This is a genomic window from Aliikangiella litoralis (assembly GCF_052495765.1).
The window spans coordinates 2203924-2220048 of the sequence record NZ_CP199292.1; the positions used below are offsets into that span (position 1 = coordinate 2203924).

Here is a 16125-nt window from a genome sequence, read left to right on the forward strand (position 1 = left end):
ATTTTAAGAGTAATAATTAATTCATGTAATTTTTATTTTTTGCATAAAAAAACCCGCTTGTTGAGCGGGTTTTTTAGCTTTACGGCCAATGGATTACCCACTCAAATAAATTGAGTGCCACCACCAAGCGATGCCGTTTAATTTAAATATTTTTTCCATTTGCGTTTTAATCATTATATTTAACTTATATTTAAACTTTATTATCTGTAAAAAAGCCCGCTAGATTTCTCTATCGGGCTTTTGGAATACTTTACTGTAAACCGCACTTATGCGAAAACCCTCTAAAGTGAGTATTGCCACCAAGGAGTTTCATTTAATGCGTTTGCTTTAAGGTTTACAGTCTTCATGGGCAGTAAAATAATCGAAAATACGCGTTGGTGTCAAGCGTCAATTTTTTGGTATAGCTAAATATTCTGTTTTTATTAGAAAAAATCGCAACTTTTTTAAAATTGTCTATAGTTATACAGGGTACATATTAATGTTATTAAAGGATTATTTAGCGCGTTCTAGCTAGAAATTTGCTGAATAAACTCACTTTGGTACAAAAAATGCTTTAAATATTCTCTATAAGCGATTTAAAGTAATTCCGACAAATATCTGACTAAATAGGAATCTGAGTTGTGAGTGCGGATGACAATATTTTAACAAATAATGATAGTGATGATGATGCGGTGTTGCAATGGGTGACATTCCGTTTATCTAATGAAACCTATGGTATCAATGTAATGCAAGTTCAGGAAGTTTTGCGTTTTACTGATATCGCTCCAGTACCAGGTGCTCCGCCTTATGTTTTAGGAATTATTAATTTGCGTGGAAATGTAGTTACTGTTATTGATACTTGTCAGCGGTTTGGTTTGCAACCTATTGAATTAACAGATAATACTCGTATTGTGATTATTGAGACTAATCAGCAAGTGATAGGTATATTAGTTGATGCGGTTGCTGAAGTGGTTTATTTAAGGCAATCAGAGATAGAATCGACTCCGAATGTTGGTAATGATGAATCTGCTAAATTTATTCAAGGTGTTTCTCATCGAGGAGAAGAGTTGTTGATTTTAGTTGACTTGAATAAATTGCTTGGTGAAGAAGAATGGGATGAATTGGATTTTCTCGACTATTAATTAATGAGATTATAGGTAACATTGAGTCAATATGATTGATTGGTTATTACAAATAGTAGAACAAGTATCGGTAGTTAGCAGTTTGCTGGCTGTTGCATTGCTTGTTGTTGGGTATTATTTGTTTCAGTTAAATCAGCAACACCTAAAATTGAATAAAAAATTAACTTTATTGCAAAATGAAGTAAGAGCGATGAACAGTGGTCAGTTAGGTATGGGTCGTGAAATTCGTAAGGTTGCTCAAGAAATAGCCAGTGTAGAAACATCACAGCAGCAACAAATTCAGCAGAGTGATCCAATATCTAAAAATTTTGATCAAGCCGGTTTGTTACTATCTCGCGGGGCGACGATCGAGGAGGTTGTTGAAGCATTTGATATTTCTCCTGCCGAGGCCGAGCTGCTTGCTATTATGAGAAATTCAGCTCCCAGCCATACACACTAGCTGTCTTTTTATCGATAAACAATTAATTACCTCATGTCTTCTTCAGCTGATTTTTTCCTGCTTGTATGGTTGATACTACACAATATAATTGATTGATCATTAACCACTAAGTAGTCAATTATAAATTTGCTTACATCTAAAATCCCAGGTCAAACCAGTTGCTCTGTTGATAGAAAGCAAGTTATATTTTTACGATTGAGTTTCTTCTTATCGTTTTATAAATCAAATGGTTATTTTATTAGTAGTGTCTGATAGTGACTATCATTGTCATATTATCCTGTGGTTGATTTTTAGCATCAGTACATTTTGCTAATATGAGCCTATTATTAACCGAGATATATAGTTAGCCTTTACTTGACCCATAACGATTGAAGCCGCAAACTTAGCAAATTCATGCATGGTCAAACTATTTGGTTGAATAGTAGACAAAAAACACTAATAAGTAGCGAGAATATATGCAATCTCTGGAATTATTTGACTTATCAACTGTTCGAGCTTTAACTGAACATTTTACTGGGATCAAAAGAGGCATTGAAAAGGAAAGTTTACGTATATCACCTGATGGTTATTTATCGCAAAAAAAACATCCACATGCTTTGGGGGCAACATTAACAAACCCTCATATTACAACCGATTACTCTGAAGCATTGCCCGAATTTATTACTCAGCCTTCAACAGATCGTTTAAAGCCATTAAAGGAATTAAAACAAATTCACCAGTTTGCATACCAAAACTTGGGTGATGAACTTTTATGGTCAATGAGCATGCCTTGTGTAATGGGAGAAGAATCAGATATTCCTATTGCCCGTTATGGCTCTTCAAATAGCGGCCAAATGAAAGAAATTTATCGTTTAGGTTTAGGGCATCGCTATGGACGTTTTATGCAAACGATTTCAGGGGTTCACTATAATTTTTCACTGCCTGACTCCTTTTGGAAAGCTTTGCATGAACAAGAAGGAGCTGAGCTAGATTTACAAACATTTATTTCCGAAAAGTATATGGGGTTAATTCGAAATTATTTACGTTACTCTTGGCTTATACCGCTTTTTTACGGTGCTTCTCCTGCGCTTTGTGATAGCTTTTTAAAAAATAAAAATATTGATTTAGACAAGCTAACCGAAGGGACTCGTTATGGTAAATATGCCACATCGTTAAGAATGAGTGATCTGGGTTATCAAAATAAAGCGCAAAGCCGTTTGAATATTAGTTATAACTCACTAGATGAATATATTGATGGTTTAGAGTCTGCTATTCGAACACCTGATCCTTATTATGCAGAAATAGGTGTGAAGAAAAACGGCGAATATGTTCAATTGTCAGATAAAATATTACAAATTGAAAATGAGTTTTATAGCAGTATTCGTCCCAAACGGGTTACCCAGTCTGGTGAAAGACCAACTAAAGCTTTAAGAAGACGTGGTGTTGAGTATATTGAAGTTAGGGCGTTAGATTTAAACCCATTTTCTGAAATTGGAGTTGAGCAGTCACAAATTGCTTTTATTGACTCATTTTTGCTAGCATGTCTATTCGCACGTTCAGAACCTATCAACTTAAGAGAAACTGGTGAGTACCAAGAAAATTTTCGTGGGGTCGTGCGTAAAGGGCGCCATCCGGATTTATGTTTAACGGTTAACAATCATTGTGTGTCATTAAAGCAATTTGCTAGCCAGTTATTGACACAAATAAAAGCTTACTCTCAGGTTTTAGATTCCGCTTATGAAACAACCGAGCATGTTGAAGTAATTGACCAGTTATTTAAACAGTTAGATAATTTAGATACAACTTTTTCTGGGCGCATTGTTAAAGAAATTGAGAGTCGCCAAGATGGTTTTTTCCCTTTTGCTATGGAAATATCACAAAAAAATAAACACTATTTTTCGCAAAACTTATTAAGTGAAAGCTTGTTGAGTTGCTATCAAAAAGACGCAGAAAAATCACATGCAAAGAAAGAACAAATTGAAGCTGCTGATAATTTATCGTTTGAAGAGTTTCTAACAAGCTACTATGAATAATTTACGTTCAGTTAAGTTTTAAAATAATAAAAACAAAGAGGATTGTTCTATGGAACAAACAGCTACTTTTATCACCTTTATTATCTACTTAGTGCTTATGCTAGGTATTGGTGTACATGCTTACCGACAAACACAAGATTTATCGGATTATATATTGGGGGGGAGGAGCTTAGGTCGATGGGTGACAGCACTAAGCGCTGGTGCATCAGACATGAGTGGTTGGTTATTACTTGGGTTACCTGGAGCTGTTTATGCTTCAGGTTTAGGAGAGGCTTGGATCGGACTTGGCCTGTTATTAGGCGCATATTTTAATTGGAAAATCACAGCGCCTAGATTGAGGGTTTATACTCAACAAGCTAACAATGCGTTGACTTTACCTGATTATTTTACCAACCGGTTTCATGATGAAAGTAAATTAATTCGTATTGTATCTGCGTCAATTATTTTAATTTTTTTCACCGTTTATGTCGCCTCTGGGCTAACTGCTGGCGCTAAATTGTTTGAAGCATCTTTTGCTATGGATTATCACTTAGCGCTTTTTGCTGGGGGATTAGTTATTATTAGCTACACTTTTATTGGCGGTTTTTTAGCTGTTTCTTGGACCGATATGATTCAAGGGTTATTGATGGCTGCGGCTCTAGTGGTCGCCCCTTGTGTGATGCTTTATGAATTAGGTGGTTTAGAACAAGCTATGGCGGTTGCCACTCGTCTTGATGAATCTGCTGGCACTTTGAAAGCTCAATGGTTTTCAGGTAAAGATGTCACCGAATATCTCTTTTCTATTTCTTTTATATCTTTAATAGCCTGGGGGCTAGGTTACTTTGGGCAGCCTCATTTGTTAGCTCGTTTTATGGCCGCAGAATCGGTTAAAGAAGTTCATGGAGCACGTCGAATTGCAATGGGATGGATGTTTATTAGTATGGTTGGCGCTATCTTTGTTGGCTTGTTTGCGATTGCCTATTTTGCAGAACGACCGGAGGCTGCATTCTTAGCTAAAGACTCTGAACAAGTATTTATTTTTGCTACTAAAGTTTTATTTAACCCCTGGCTTGCTGGCTTTTTGTTGGCAGCTATTTTAGCTGCAGTAATGAGTACTATTGATTCACAGCTACTTGTTTCTTCTAGTGCTGTTACTGAAGATTTCTATCGAGGAATATTAAAACCTCATGCTTCAGATAAAGAGTTAGTATTAATTGGTCGAGTTTCAGTTTTGGTTGTCGCTGCTGTTGCCATGATTATTGCTTTAGATAAAGAGTCAAAAGTGCTTGGTTTGGTTTCTAATGCTTGGGCTGGTTTTGGTGCGGCATTTGGTCCTGTGGTTCTTTTATCATTAGTTTGGAGACGGATGACTATGTGGGGAGCTTTGTCAGGTATGTTGGTTGGTGCAATAACAGTCATTTTATGGATTCAGTTTAAATCGGAATTGGGTTTCCTTTCTGGTCTTTATGAAATGATCCCTGGAGTAACACTGGCTTCGCTAGCAATTTATTTAGTGAGTGCTTTCGGTCCGCAAAATAGCGCTGAAGTCGGAGATGATTTCGACCAAGCTCAATTAGTTATGAAAGAGTAGCTAATTACTCAGCTCTGGAAAAAGTCATCAGAGCGTCTATTTTGGCTGCTTTCTGCGTTAAGCGCCTCGCTATTGCGGCAGTCACTTGCTTTGATAGCCACAAAAATAGCCACACTGAGCTTAAGTGGAAACGGCAATTCAATTTAATTGGGCTTTAAGTCATTGAAAATAAAAATGATTCTATTAATTATTTTGAATTTTCTTATCCAGAGCTGAAGTTAATTAAGGGGAAGTGAAGCTGATTTAGCTATATGTTTAGAAGATGACAGGCTGGGTTTAAAGCTGTATTTTGACAAAACAAACTATTGGTAAATCTAGTCTCTTTTTTCTTGATTAAATAAAAATTTATTAGTTGCTGCTTTTACACTAACTGAACTACTCGTAGTTTTGATTATTTAAGTGTTTTATTTATATTCATACTTTCCCTATTTTTAAGCGTTCAAGATTAGACTGGGCGCTGTGTATTCTTTCTAATTTATTATTTGGGAGCTGAAATGGCAGATTTACTAGATAGCAAGATACAAAGGAAAATACTCTCCTTTGTATCTTAAAAATAGGTGGTAGGTAAAGCTTAATGCGATGAACCTGTTTTTTTCTCTTCTAATTTACAGTGTTCATCTTTCCACTCTCCCCCCATAGAACTACACAATTGTTCTGTTGAGTGTTGTTTGATGATTCCACTTTCCAGCATTTTATCGGTAGAGGGTTGCAAGCTGGTCATGACCATAATTATACCAACAGTACTCATGACGATTGTGTATGGGAAAGCCATGATGACCATTTTTACATAGGATAGTCTTACTAAGGGAGCGATTGCTGATGTTAGTAAAAAGAGAAAAGCTGCTTGACCATTTGGTGTGGCGACACTGGGAATGTTAGTTCCGGTATTAATCGCAACTGCAAGCATATCAAAAGTTTCGCGTGTTATGGTTCCATCTATAACGGCTTTGGCGACTTCGTTAATATAAACAGTGGCAACAAATACGTTATCACTAATCATGGATAAAACACCGTTAGCAATATAGAACATAGCTACTTGTGTATTACCTTCTAAAGCGAGTACAGCATCCGTGATTGGTTTAAATAGCGATTGATCTGCAATGACTCCCACAATAGCAAAAAATACTGTTAATAGCGCTGTGAAGGGAAGGGCCTCTTCAAAAGCGTGACCTATTTGGTGTTCTTCAGTAATGCCACAAAAGGCGGTAGCAAAAATGATAACAGATAAACCTATAAGTCCTACAGGGGCAAAGTGCCAGCCTAATGCAATAATTAACCAAACTCCAGTGATAGCTTGAGCGATTAGTGCTGCATTATCTCGTGTTGTTCTTTGATCGTTTTCATATTCTGCATAATCTTCCATAACAGAACGAACTTTTTCCGGGATTTTTTGGCCATAACCAAACCAACCAGTGATTTCAAGAAGCACTGTTGTACATAAACCGGCTATCAGTACAGGAATGGTAACTGGAGCCATGCGTAAAAAGAATTCACCAAATTGCCAGCTGGCTTTAGCCGCAATAAGCAGGTTTTGAGGTTCTCCTACCAAAGTACAAACCCCTCCTAATGCAGTACCAACGGCTGCATGCATAATTAAACTGCGTAAAAAAGAGCGGAATGCGTCTAAATCTTCTCGGTGTAATTCATGCACTTCATCGTCAGTGCCGTGATCATGATCGGAAGTAAACTTTTTGCCTGATGCGACTTTATGGAATATGCCATAAAAACCGACTGAAACCGCAATAACTACCGCAGTCACAGTCAGTGCATCAAGGAATGCTGAAAGAAAAGCGGCAACAAAACAAAATAGTACAGACAATAGTACTTTTGAGCGAACACCTAGTAACAGTTTAGTAAAAATGAAAAGCAGTAAGTTTTTCATAAAATAAATACCTGCGACCATAAATACTAATAGTAAAATAACATCTAGCGCACTTTGGATTTCATGCAGTACAGTGGTATGGGAAGTTAGTCCTATAAATACGGCTTCAATAGCAAGTAGGCCGCCAGGAAGTAAGGGATAACATTTTAATGCCATAGCTAAGGTGAATATGAATTCTAAAATCAACAACCATCCGGTGATGTAAGGACCGGCTATAATTACGGCGATAGGGTTAATGACTAAAAACAAAATAATTGTGATTTTGTACCAGGCTGGAGCATTACCTAAAAAGTTTGAAACAAAGGCTGCTGGAATTGAACGACTCATGGCGTTTCCTTAATTAATATTAGTATTTTTCTTAATCCAAATTCTTTAATTCTTGTATCTCAGTGGTATTATACACCCGAACTTAGAAGCTTTATTTGGAAATTTTAGTCGCTAATGACTTTTTTGACTAGTTGTTTAAGCTATATTTTTATAAAAAATTACTTAAAAATTAAATGCTTGAGTTATTTGACCTAAAGATAATAATATATTGGGTCGTTTTAGCACTATCTTAATTGAAAACTAAAGCTAAGTCTTAATTAGAGGTTGTTAATCGGTTTTGTTCTTTGCCTTACAATGATAAAACGCGTATCCTAAACAAATCAGACCACTGATGACTTTAAGTAATTGAAATTTCACCCCACTTGATTTAAATAGTAACTTAGAATAATTATCGAAATAGGAATGTCAAATGGCTAATATCATTACAGCTCGTAGTCCTGCTGCTTTTGCCGAAGAATATATAGTCGACTCAATATGGAATGGAAAGTTTGCTCCGGGCACAATTTTGCCCGCTGAAAGAGAACTTTCTGAGTTAATCGGTGTGACTCGAACAACATTGCGTGAGGTATTACAACGGTTAGCAAGAGATGGTTGGTTAACTATACAGCATGGTAAGCCAACTAAAGTTAATGATATTTGGGAAACCGCAGGTTTACACATACTTGAAACGATTACACGTTTAGATGACGCTGGTTCAATAAAGTTGGCGGATCAACTGTTAGATGTTAGAACGCAATTTGGTGGCGTTTATTTTCGTTTTGCGATGAAAGAAAACGCCGACAAAATGGCGGAAATACTCTCTCAAATTGAAAGTGTAGACGAAACTGCCGAAGCTTATATTGAATATGACTGGCGAGTTCAGCATGAGTGTGCAGGGTTATCTGGTAATCCTGTTTATATTTTAATGTTGAATGGCTTTAAAAACATTTATTACCGAATAGGGCGCTATTACTTTACTAATCCTGAAACACGTAAATTAGCTAAGGCTTATTATCTAGAGCTGAGAAAAATTGTATTACAAAATGATGCTAATCAACTGAGCGAAGCGATATGGGATTATGGGCGAAAAACTGGGGAGCTATGGGCAAATATGAGAGCTAATTTGTCTTCTTTGAAAGAAATTGATGTATTGGCGGCTTCTCACTAGCAACTATTTTATGGCTGGGACTTAATTTAAGTCCCAGTTTTTTCAACTACTTCAGGGCAACGACCTATTTCTGTTCGGCGACCTTTTTCATCTTCAACATCGAGTTTTACGGTAAATCCCCACAAGCGGTATAAATGTTTAAGCACTTCTTGGCTGTTATCTGCTAACGGAATTCTATTGTTAGGTTTGTATCTCAAGGTTAATGCTCGATCACCTTTGATATCGACATCAAAAACTTCAATATTAGGTTCGTTCATACTGAGGTTATATTGATCTGAGAGTTTTTGTCTAATATAACGATATCCCGTATCGTTATGAATTGAAGATACCACTAACTCGCTTTGTTCATCATCATCTAAAATAGAGAAAAACTTAAACTCTCTGATTAATCTGGGAGACAGGAATTGCGCAATAAAGCTTTCATCTTTAAAATTTTTCATTGCAAACTCAAGAGTTTCTCGCCAATTAGAATTTGCAATTTCTGGGAACCATTGCTTATCTTCTTCTGTGGGTTTTTCACAGATTCTGCGAATATCGCACATCATTGCAAAGCCTAAAGAATAGGGGTTTATTCCACTAAAATAAGGGCTATCAAAGTCAGGTTGAGCTACAACGTTTGTATGGCTTTGTAGAAATTCTAGCATGAAGCCTTCTGTAACATGACCACGATCGAACATTTCATTTAAAATGGTGTAGTGCCAGAAGCATGCCCAACCTTCATTCATGACTTGGGTTTGTTTTTGTGGGTAGAAGTACTGACCTATCTTTCTAACAATTCTAACAATCTCTCGTTGCCAGGGTTCAATTAATGGTGCATTTTTTTCAATGAAATAAAGAATATTTTCTTGTGGCTCTTCTGGAAAACGTCGTCGATTTTTATCTTTGAGATTTTGCTCATTCATGGGAATCGTGCTCCACAACTCATTAATTTGAGATTGCAGAAAAGCTTCTCTATCTTTTTGGCGTTGTTTCTCCTCTCGCATTGATACAGGGTAGGGGCGTTTATACCGATCAACACCATAGTTCATTAATGCATGACAAGAATCGAGTATACTTTCTACTTTATCTACCCCATATTGAGTTTCACATTGAGCGACAAAGTTTTTAGCAAAAACTAAATAATCGATAATGGCTTCGGCATCGGTCCAAGTTTTAAAAAGATAATTGCCTTTGAAAAAAGAGTTATGACCAAAGCAGGCATGTGCCATTACAAGTGCCTGCATCATCATACTATTTTCTTCCATTAAATAGGCGATACAGGGATCTGAATTAATCACAATTTCGTAAGCTAGTCCCATTCTACCACGTCGATAAGACTGCTCATTATGTATAAAATGTTTGCCAAATGACCAGTGATTATATCCAATAGGCATGCCAATGCTAGCATAGGCATCTAGCATTTGTTCTGCGCTGATCATTTCTAACTGGTTAGGGTAAGTATCAAGTTCAAAGTCAGCTGCAATTCCAGCAATGGTATCGTAATACTCTTGAACTAAATCAAATGTCCAATCAGCCGTTGTTGAAATCGGTTTATGTTTTTTCTTGTTCAAAAGACACTCCTATTTTTGAGATTGTTTTTGAAAAAACTCTCGAAAAACTGGGTAAATATCTTTTTGCTCTGCTATTTTCTGCATGGCAAAGTTATCGAAGTCTTGTTTTATTCGAACATACTCATGCCACAAGTTTTGTGGTTCTCGTTGGGTAATTTCAACATAAGTATAATAACGAACCGTTTTTAATATTTGAGTTGACAGAAGGTTATGACAAACACGAGAGTCATCATTCCAGTTATCACCATCAGAAGCTTGTGCTGCGTATATGTTCCAGTCATCAGCTGGATAACGATCGTGAATAATTTCTTGCATTAGTTTTAAGGCACTTGAAACAATTGTACCGCCCGTTTCTTGTGAGTAGAAAAACTCTTCTTCGTCCACTTCTTTGGCTTGAGTATGGTGGCGGATATAAACAACTTCTACATCTTTATAGGTCCGTTTTAAAAACATATAAAGTAAGATGAAAAAGCGTTTCGCCATATCTTTCGTTTGTTGATCCATTGAGCCTGAAACATCCATTAAACAGAACATTACCGCATTGGTAGTTGGTTGAGGTAGCTTATCAAAATTTTTATAACGAAGGTCATATGAATCAAGATAAGGAACGCTGCGAATACGTCGATTTAATTCCTCAATTTCAAGTTCAATTTCTTTACGTTTTGTTATTTGATCATTATCAATATATTCTTTTAATAAAGCCTCTTTTTCTGAAAGCTCTTTTTTTAGTGGTGATTGACAAGCAATTCTTCTTGCTAATGAACCTTTTAATGATCTCACAATATCGATGTTTGAAGGTGTACCATCGGTATTAAAACCTGAACGTATTGGTTTGTAATTGATTAGTTTTTTGAGTTTGTTTTTCTTTAAATTAGGTAACTCTAGGTCTTCAAATAATATTTCCATATATTCTTCACTAGAAATTTCAAAGGCAAACTCGTCTTGGCCTTCACCTTTATCACTGGCTTGTTTTCCACCTTGACCACCACCAGGTGGTGGCCTCTTTATTCTATCTCCTTGATCAAATTCTTTGTTGCCAGGATAAATCCTTTCTCTAACACCTCCTTCTGCGCTTCTAAAGGTTGGTTCACCAATATCTTTTGATGGAATGGATATATTTTCACTTTGATCGATATCAGTGACGCCACGCTGACTAATTTGTTTAGTAATAGCCTGCTTGATTTGTTTACGGTATCGCCTTAAAAAACGCTGGCGATTAACTGTACTTTTGTTTTTCTGATTTAAACGTCGATCAATAATTTGCATAAAAGAAGTTCCTTTGTTCAAGAAGACTTACGGACTCGCAAATACCACTCGCATAGTAATCGAACTTGTTTTTTGGTATATCCTTTTTCCACCATACGATTGACAAAGTTATCGTGTTTTTTACTATCTTCAGTTGAAGATTTAGCATTGAAAGAAATAACAGGTAACAAGTCTTCTGTATTGGAAAACATTTTCTTTTCAATGACACCTCGTAATTTTTCGTAACTGGTCCATTTGGGGTTCCGTCCTTGGTTGTTTGCCCTTGCTCTTAATACAAAGTTAACTACCTCATTACGAAAATCTTTGGGGTTAGATATGCCAGCAGGCTTTTCTATTTTTTCTAACTCTTCATTAAGTTGAGAGCGGTCAAAGTTTTCTCCTGTTTCAGGGTCTCTGAAGTCTTGATCTTGTATCCAGAAATCTGCGTAAGTGACATATCGATCAAATAAGTTTTGTCCATATTCAGAGTATGACTCTAAATAAGCCGTTTGAATTTCTTTTCCAATGAATTCAACATAATTCGGAACAAGGAACTCTTTTATAAAAGCTAAATATCTTTCGTGAGTATCTTGTGGAAACTGTTCTTTTTCAATTTGTTGTTCTAACACATACAAAAGGTGTACAGGGTTAGCTGCAATTTCCGTTTGATCATAGTTAAATACTCGTGAAAGTATTTTAAATGCAAAGCGAGTCGAAAGCCCATTCATACCTTCATCAACACCAGCATAATCTCTGTATTCTTGATAGGATTTAGCTTTGGGATCAGTGTCTTTTAAACTTTCTCCATCATAGACTTTCATTTTTGAATAAATGCTTGAATTTTCCGGTTTTGCAATGCGAGAAAGTACAGTGAATTGTGCCAGCATTGGTAGTGTATTGGGAGTGCAGGGGGCATCATGTAATGAAGAGTGAATTAACAATTTTTGATAAATTTTTACTTCTTCACTCGTTCTTAAACAGTACGGCACTTTGACAATATAAACCCTGTCTAAGAAGGCTTCATTATTTTTGTTATTTCTAAAGCTAGTCCATTCTGATTCATTTGAATGGGCTAGCACAACGCCTTGAAATGGCATTGCTGACATGCCTTCGGTGCCATTGAAGTTACCTTCTTGAGTTGCCGTTAGTAATGGGTGAAGCACTTTGATCGGTGCTTTGAACATTTCTACAAATTCCATTAGGCCTTGATTAGCTCGACATAATGCGCCGTCATAACTATAAGCATCAGGATCATTTTGAGAAAAATTTTCAAGTTTACGAATGTCTACTTTTCCGACTAAAGAGGAAATATCTTGGTTATTTTCATCACCTGGCTCTGTTTTGCTAATGGCTATTCTGTCGAGAATGGAGGGCATGATTTTTACCACTTTGAACTGAGTAATATCACCGCCATATTCATGTAAGCGCTTGACTGCCCAGGGGGACATAATATTATTTAAATAGCGTTTTGCGATACCATATTCTTTTAATAATATGTCGGCATCTTCGTCGGGGTTAAACAAGCCAAGGGGAGATTCAAAAACCGGTGAGTTTTTGATTGCATAAATAGGCTGTTTTTGCATCAAACTTTTTAGTTTTTCTGCTAATGATGATTTACCTCCACCAACGGGTCCAAGTAGATATAAAATTTGCTTGGTTTCTTCTAGCCCTTGAGCGGCATGCGTGAAATAAGAAACAATTTGTTGAATTGCATCTTCCATTCCATAGAACTCTTTAAAAGCAGGGTAACTTGATATGACTTTGTTAGAAAAGATCCGGCTAAGTCTAGGATCTTTAGAGGTGTCTATTTTTTCTGGTTCGCCGATTGCCATTAACATTCTTTCTGCTGCGTTGGCATAGACGGAGGGATCTGTTTTACATAATTCTAAATACTCTGAAAGTGTATATTCTTCTTGTTGTTGGCTTTCATAGCGTTGTTGATATTGATTAAAAATCGTCATTTCTGTCTCCATTAATTGAAGTAGAATCACCAACTTACTAAAGCTAGCTTATTATTTAAGAAAGCAAGAACCGAACTTTATGAAAAGTCAAAACAACTCTTCAAATTTTCCAAAAAAATCTCAGTCAAGAGAATTCATTGGACTTAACTTAAGCTTAGCTCTGTTCATAAAAATTTGCTGTATTAGATCAAAAAAATTTAACATTTTTTTATTACAAGTAATTTTTCGTTCCTAATTTAAGACAAATAATGTTGAGAGATTGTTACATCTAAAATATTTATTAAATGTAAATTTTTATTTAGTAAAAAGACTCTTATCGGCTTTATACTAATATTTTGATTGTTAAGACATTGATTGTTGCGGCACAGCAATAAGAAATGATATTGAGATTGTGAATTAACTTGTATCTCAATAATTTGATTGGTTTGTTAGAATAATTCAATTTAACTGGTCTGAACACTTGATATTATGAGCTAATATTGAGTAGGATTGGAATTATGTAATGGTACTCCGATGTGTTCTATCAGGAGAATATCGATAATATAATGGTAAGCAGGGCTTTATACCTCATTTAGGCCATTTTGGGAGAAATACATGAAAAAGCGCGTTTTGGGACTGATTATATCAAGTGCAATTAGTTTGATCGGTTGTAGTGATAGCCCAAAAGAACCCTCAATACCGAATAAAACTAAGGTTGTTTACCAACCGAGCACTAGTAAAATTCCTTTACCTAATGATCTCGTTTTTAAAGATACAACTAATTTAACACTCAACCCAACCGTTGATGATCCAACTGATTTTAGTGATCCTTTGGTTGCAATCAGCTCGTTAGATGGTTGGTCTGCTACTGCACCATTTAGCTTTTCTTTTGCTTCGCCTGAGGCCGGAATTGATATATTACCCCAAACGGTCATACCGGGTAGCAGTGTAAGAATGTATCAGGTGAATGTTTTACGTCCTGAGGCGATCCCTGGTACAGGCGTTATTGTTCCTACTGGTCCGGTAACTAGTGTCGTTAGAGAACTGACTCCGGGTGTTGATTTTATTGCTGCATATAGCCAAAAGTTGACCGTTGCTGTTGTTCCGTTACGTCCTTTAAAACAGCAAGCAAGCTACGTAGTGGTCGTTACTAACGGCATTACTGATACTAATAACCAAGCGGTAGTGGCTGATGGTCAATATGAAATAGCCAAAGGTACAACGCCTATTTCGGCAAACTCTCCAACAGCTGGTTTAGAACCTGTGCGTCAGTTAGTCAATGCGATGGAAAATGCCGTCGATGCTGCTGGACAGGCAAAAGAAGACATAATTATGAGCTTTCAGTTTACGGTTCAATCTGTTGGTGATTTAGTGACCACAAGTAAGTTGGTTTATATTGATGGGTTTCTCGCTGCAGGCGGTACGCCACATACAAGCTTTAGCTCTTTATTTACAGATACCTTTCCTTTTACTGAAATTGGAGCTGCTGATTTATACAAAGGCGAATTTGGTTTAAATTACTATCTAACAGCACCTGATAGCCTTGGCAACCCAAGTCATCCAGGACAAGCGGATCCACTTTCGGTATTAAATGATTTCTTTAGAGGTGCTGCTGCATTTCCTGACGGTCAAGGAGGAAGTATACCTAACCCATTTGCTGGCGACGTAACGACTTATGCAAATAAACTTGCAGCTGTAACAGGCACAGAAATGGTGCCATTGTTAGTTTCAATGCCAAAAGCTTCATTAGGTTGTACAAAGCCTGCTGCTGGCTACCCTGTTATGATATTCCAGCATGGTATCACCTCAAATCGTACTTCTATGCTCGGTATTGCCGATACTATGGCGGCACCACCTACCTGCACTGCCGTTGTTGCAATGGATTTACCCATTCATGGAATAGCTGCAGATAATCTTGTACACCTGGGGTTACAACAGGCATCTGGTGGAGCAATAGGGTTATTTGAAGGTTATGAACAAGGGGCTGTAAGAGAACGGACTTTTGGAGTGGATTATGTTGATTCCAATGGTCAGCCTGTGCCTGATGGTATTGCCGATCCTTCTGGTACTCATGCTATCAATTTGTCTAATTTATTAGTGACCAGAGATAATGGTCGGCAGGCTATTTTAGATTTATTAGCATTAGAGAAAGCGATACCTACAATGGATATTGATAATGACGATATACCTGATTTTGATCGATTCAATATTAAGTTTATGGGGCACTCCCTTGGTGGAATAATTGGTACTGGCTTTTTAGCGCATGCTGATTATGTTGAGTCGGCTGTACTGGCTAACCCATCAGGAGGAATTGCATTAATGCTAGATGCTTCGCCGGCATTTGGTCCATCCATTCGAGCCGGCTTAGCGGCTAAGGGGATTACTTATCCTAGCAAAGATTACAGCTCATTTATGTTTGCCATTCAAACAGCTATCGATTCGATGGATCCTGCTAGTCAGTCTGCATTTGCAGTGGCTAATGGTATTCCAACTTTAATGTTGCAGGTCGCTAATGACCAAGTTGTTCCAACTATGGTAGAGAATGCACCTCAATCTGGCACTACTCCGCTGGCCAGTTTTATGGAACTAGCTCATGTCAATGCCTCTGAGCCAGGGGTATTCTCTGGAGAAAGGTTATTTACTCGCTTTAACACGGGTGGACACTCTTCGGTGCTTTCTCCTGCTGAAGGTGTTGAAATTACCCTTGAGATGCAAAAGCAAATTGCTAGCTTTTTATCATCCCCGGTTGGCAGTAAGGCTGTACAAGTTAGCAATACCTCTTTATTGCTTCAGTAAGACGTATTACAAAAGATTAACACCCCTATCTTTTCTCAAATGACTAAAAGCTACGATTATACTAGTGGCTTTTAGTTTATTCCCAGCGTATTTTCC

At 37.0% G+C, this 16125-nt stretch carries 10 protein-coding genes; 6 read left to right on the forward strand and 4 right to left on the reverse strand.

The window, feature by feature from the left end; all coding sequences use genetic code 11:
- The first annotated feature begins 620 nt into the window (after positions 1–620).
- The 4 genes from ACT5E3_RS09165 to putP all read left to right on the forward strand — a co-directional run bounded on the left by ACT5E3_RS09165 (position 621) and on the right by putP (position 5142).
- On the forward strand, positions 621–1121 hold the full coding sequence (locus ACT5E3_RS09165) for a chemotaxis protein CheW (protein WP_444998005.1): 501 nt from the start codon (positions 621–623) through the stop codon (positions 1119–1121).
- Between the two features lie 31 nt (positions 1122–1152).
- Positions 1153–1560 (forward strand): DUF2802 domain-containing protein, encoded by a 408-nt coding sequence (locus ACT5E3_RS09170; RefSeq protein WP_444998006.1) that lies wholly within the window; start codon positions 1153–1155, stop codon positions 1558–1560.
- A gap of 455 nt (positions 1561–2015) precedes the next feature.
- Positions 2016–3572: a glutamate--cysteine ligase gene (gene gshA, locus ACT5E3_RS09175; protein ID WP_444998007.1), complete on the forward strand. Its 1557-nt coding sequence runs from the start codon at positions 2016–2018 to the stop codon at positions 3570–3572.
- A 49-nt stretch (positions 3573–3621) separates the two neighbouring features.
- Positions 3622–5142, forward strand: a complete 1521-nt coding sequence (putP, locus tag ACT5E3_RS09180) for a sodium/proline symporter PutP (RefSeq protein ID WP_444998008.1) — start codon at positions 3622–3624, stop codon at positions 5140–5142.
- 571 nt (positions 5143–5713) lie between these two features.
- Here putP and nhaB read toward each other — a convergent pair.
- Positions 5714–7351 (reverse strand): sodium/proton antiporter NhaB, encoded by a 1638-nt coding sequence (gene nhaB / locus ACT5E3_RS09185; protein ID WP_444998009.1) that lies wholly within the window; start codon positions 7349–7351, stop codon positions 5714–5716.
- A 409-nt stretch (positions 7352–7760) separates the two neighbouring features.
- On the opposite strand from nhaB, the gene fadR reads away from it, so the two are divergent.
- Positions 7761–8498 (forward strand): fatty acid metabolism transcriptional regulator FadR, encoded by a 738-nt coding sequence (gene fadR, locus ACT5E3_RS09190; RefSeq protein WP_444998010.1) that lies wholly within the window; start codon positions 7761–7763, stop codon positions 8496–8498.
- 26 nt (positions 8499–8524) lie between these two features.
- Here fadR and ACT5E3_RS09195 read toward each other — a convergent pair whose 3' ends face one another.
- From ACT5E3_RS09195 to ACT5E3_RS09205, 3 genes are read right to left on the reverse strand one after another with little or no spacing between them, the layout of a single operon-like run.
- On the reverse strand, positions 8525–10048 hold the full coding sequence (locus ACT5E3_RS09195; RefSeq protein ID WP_444998011.1) for a SpoVR family protein: 1524 nt from the start codon (positions 10046–10048) through the stop codon (positions 8525–8527).
- Between the two features lie 9 nt (positions 10049–10057).
- Positions 10058–11314, reverse strand: coding sequence for a YeaH/YhbH family protein (locus ACT5E3_RS09200; protein ID WP_444998012.1), 1257 nt, complete (start codon positions 11312–11314; stop codon positions 10058–10060).
- Between the two features lie 17 nt (positions 11315–11331).
- Positions 11332–13254 (reverse strand): PrkA family serine protein kinase, encoded by a 1923-nt coding sequence (locus tag ACT5E3_RS09205; RefSeq protein WP_444998013.1) that lies wholly within the window; start codon positions 13252–13254, stop codon positions 11332–11334.
- 594 nt (positions 13255–13848) lie between these two features.
- Between ACT5E3_RS09205 and ACT5E3_RS09210 the strand changes: the two genes are divergently transcribed.
- Positions 13849–16029 (forward strand): hypothetical protein, encoded by a 2181-nt coding sequence (locus ACT5E3_RS09210; protein ID WP_444998014.1) that lies wholly within the window; start codon positions 13849–13851, stop codon positions 16027–16029.
- The last annotated feature ends 96 nt before the right edge of the window (positions 16030–16125 follow it).

Coding starts and splice junctions, on each gene's coding strand:
- ACT5E3_RS09170 (WP_444998006.1), top strand. CDS start 1,153: ATGATTGATTGGTTATTACAAATAGTAGAACAAGTATCGGTAGTTAGC.
- gshA (WP_444998007.1), top strand. CDS start 2,016: ATGCAATCTCTGGAATTATTTGACTTATCAACTGTTCGAGCTTTAACT.
- putP (WP_444998008.1), top strand. CDS start 3,622: ATGGAACAAACAGCTACTTTTATCACCTTTATTATCTACTTAGTGCTT.
- nhaB (WP_444998009.1), bottom strand. CDS start 7,351: ATGAGTCGTTCAATTCCAGCAGCCTTTGTTTCAAACTTTTTAGGTAAT.
- fadR (WP_444998010.1), top strand. CDS start 7,761: ATGGCTAATATCATTACAGCTCGTAGTCCTGCTGCTTTTGCCGAAGAA.
- ACT5E3_RS09200 (WP_444998012.1), bottom strand. CDS start 11,314: ATGCAAATTATTGATCGACGTTTAAATCAGAAAAACAAAAGTACAGTT.
- ACT5E3_RS09205 (WP_444998013.1), bottom strand. CDS start 13,254: ATGACGATTTTTAATCAATATCAACAACGCTATGAAAGCCAACAACAA.
- ACT5E3_RS09210 (WP_444998014.1), top strand. CDS start 13,849: ATGAAAAAGCGCGTTTTGGGACTGATTATATCAAGTGCAATTAGTTTG.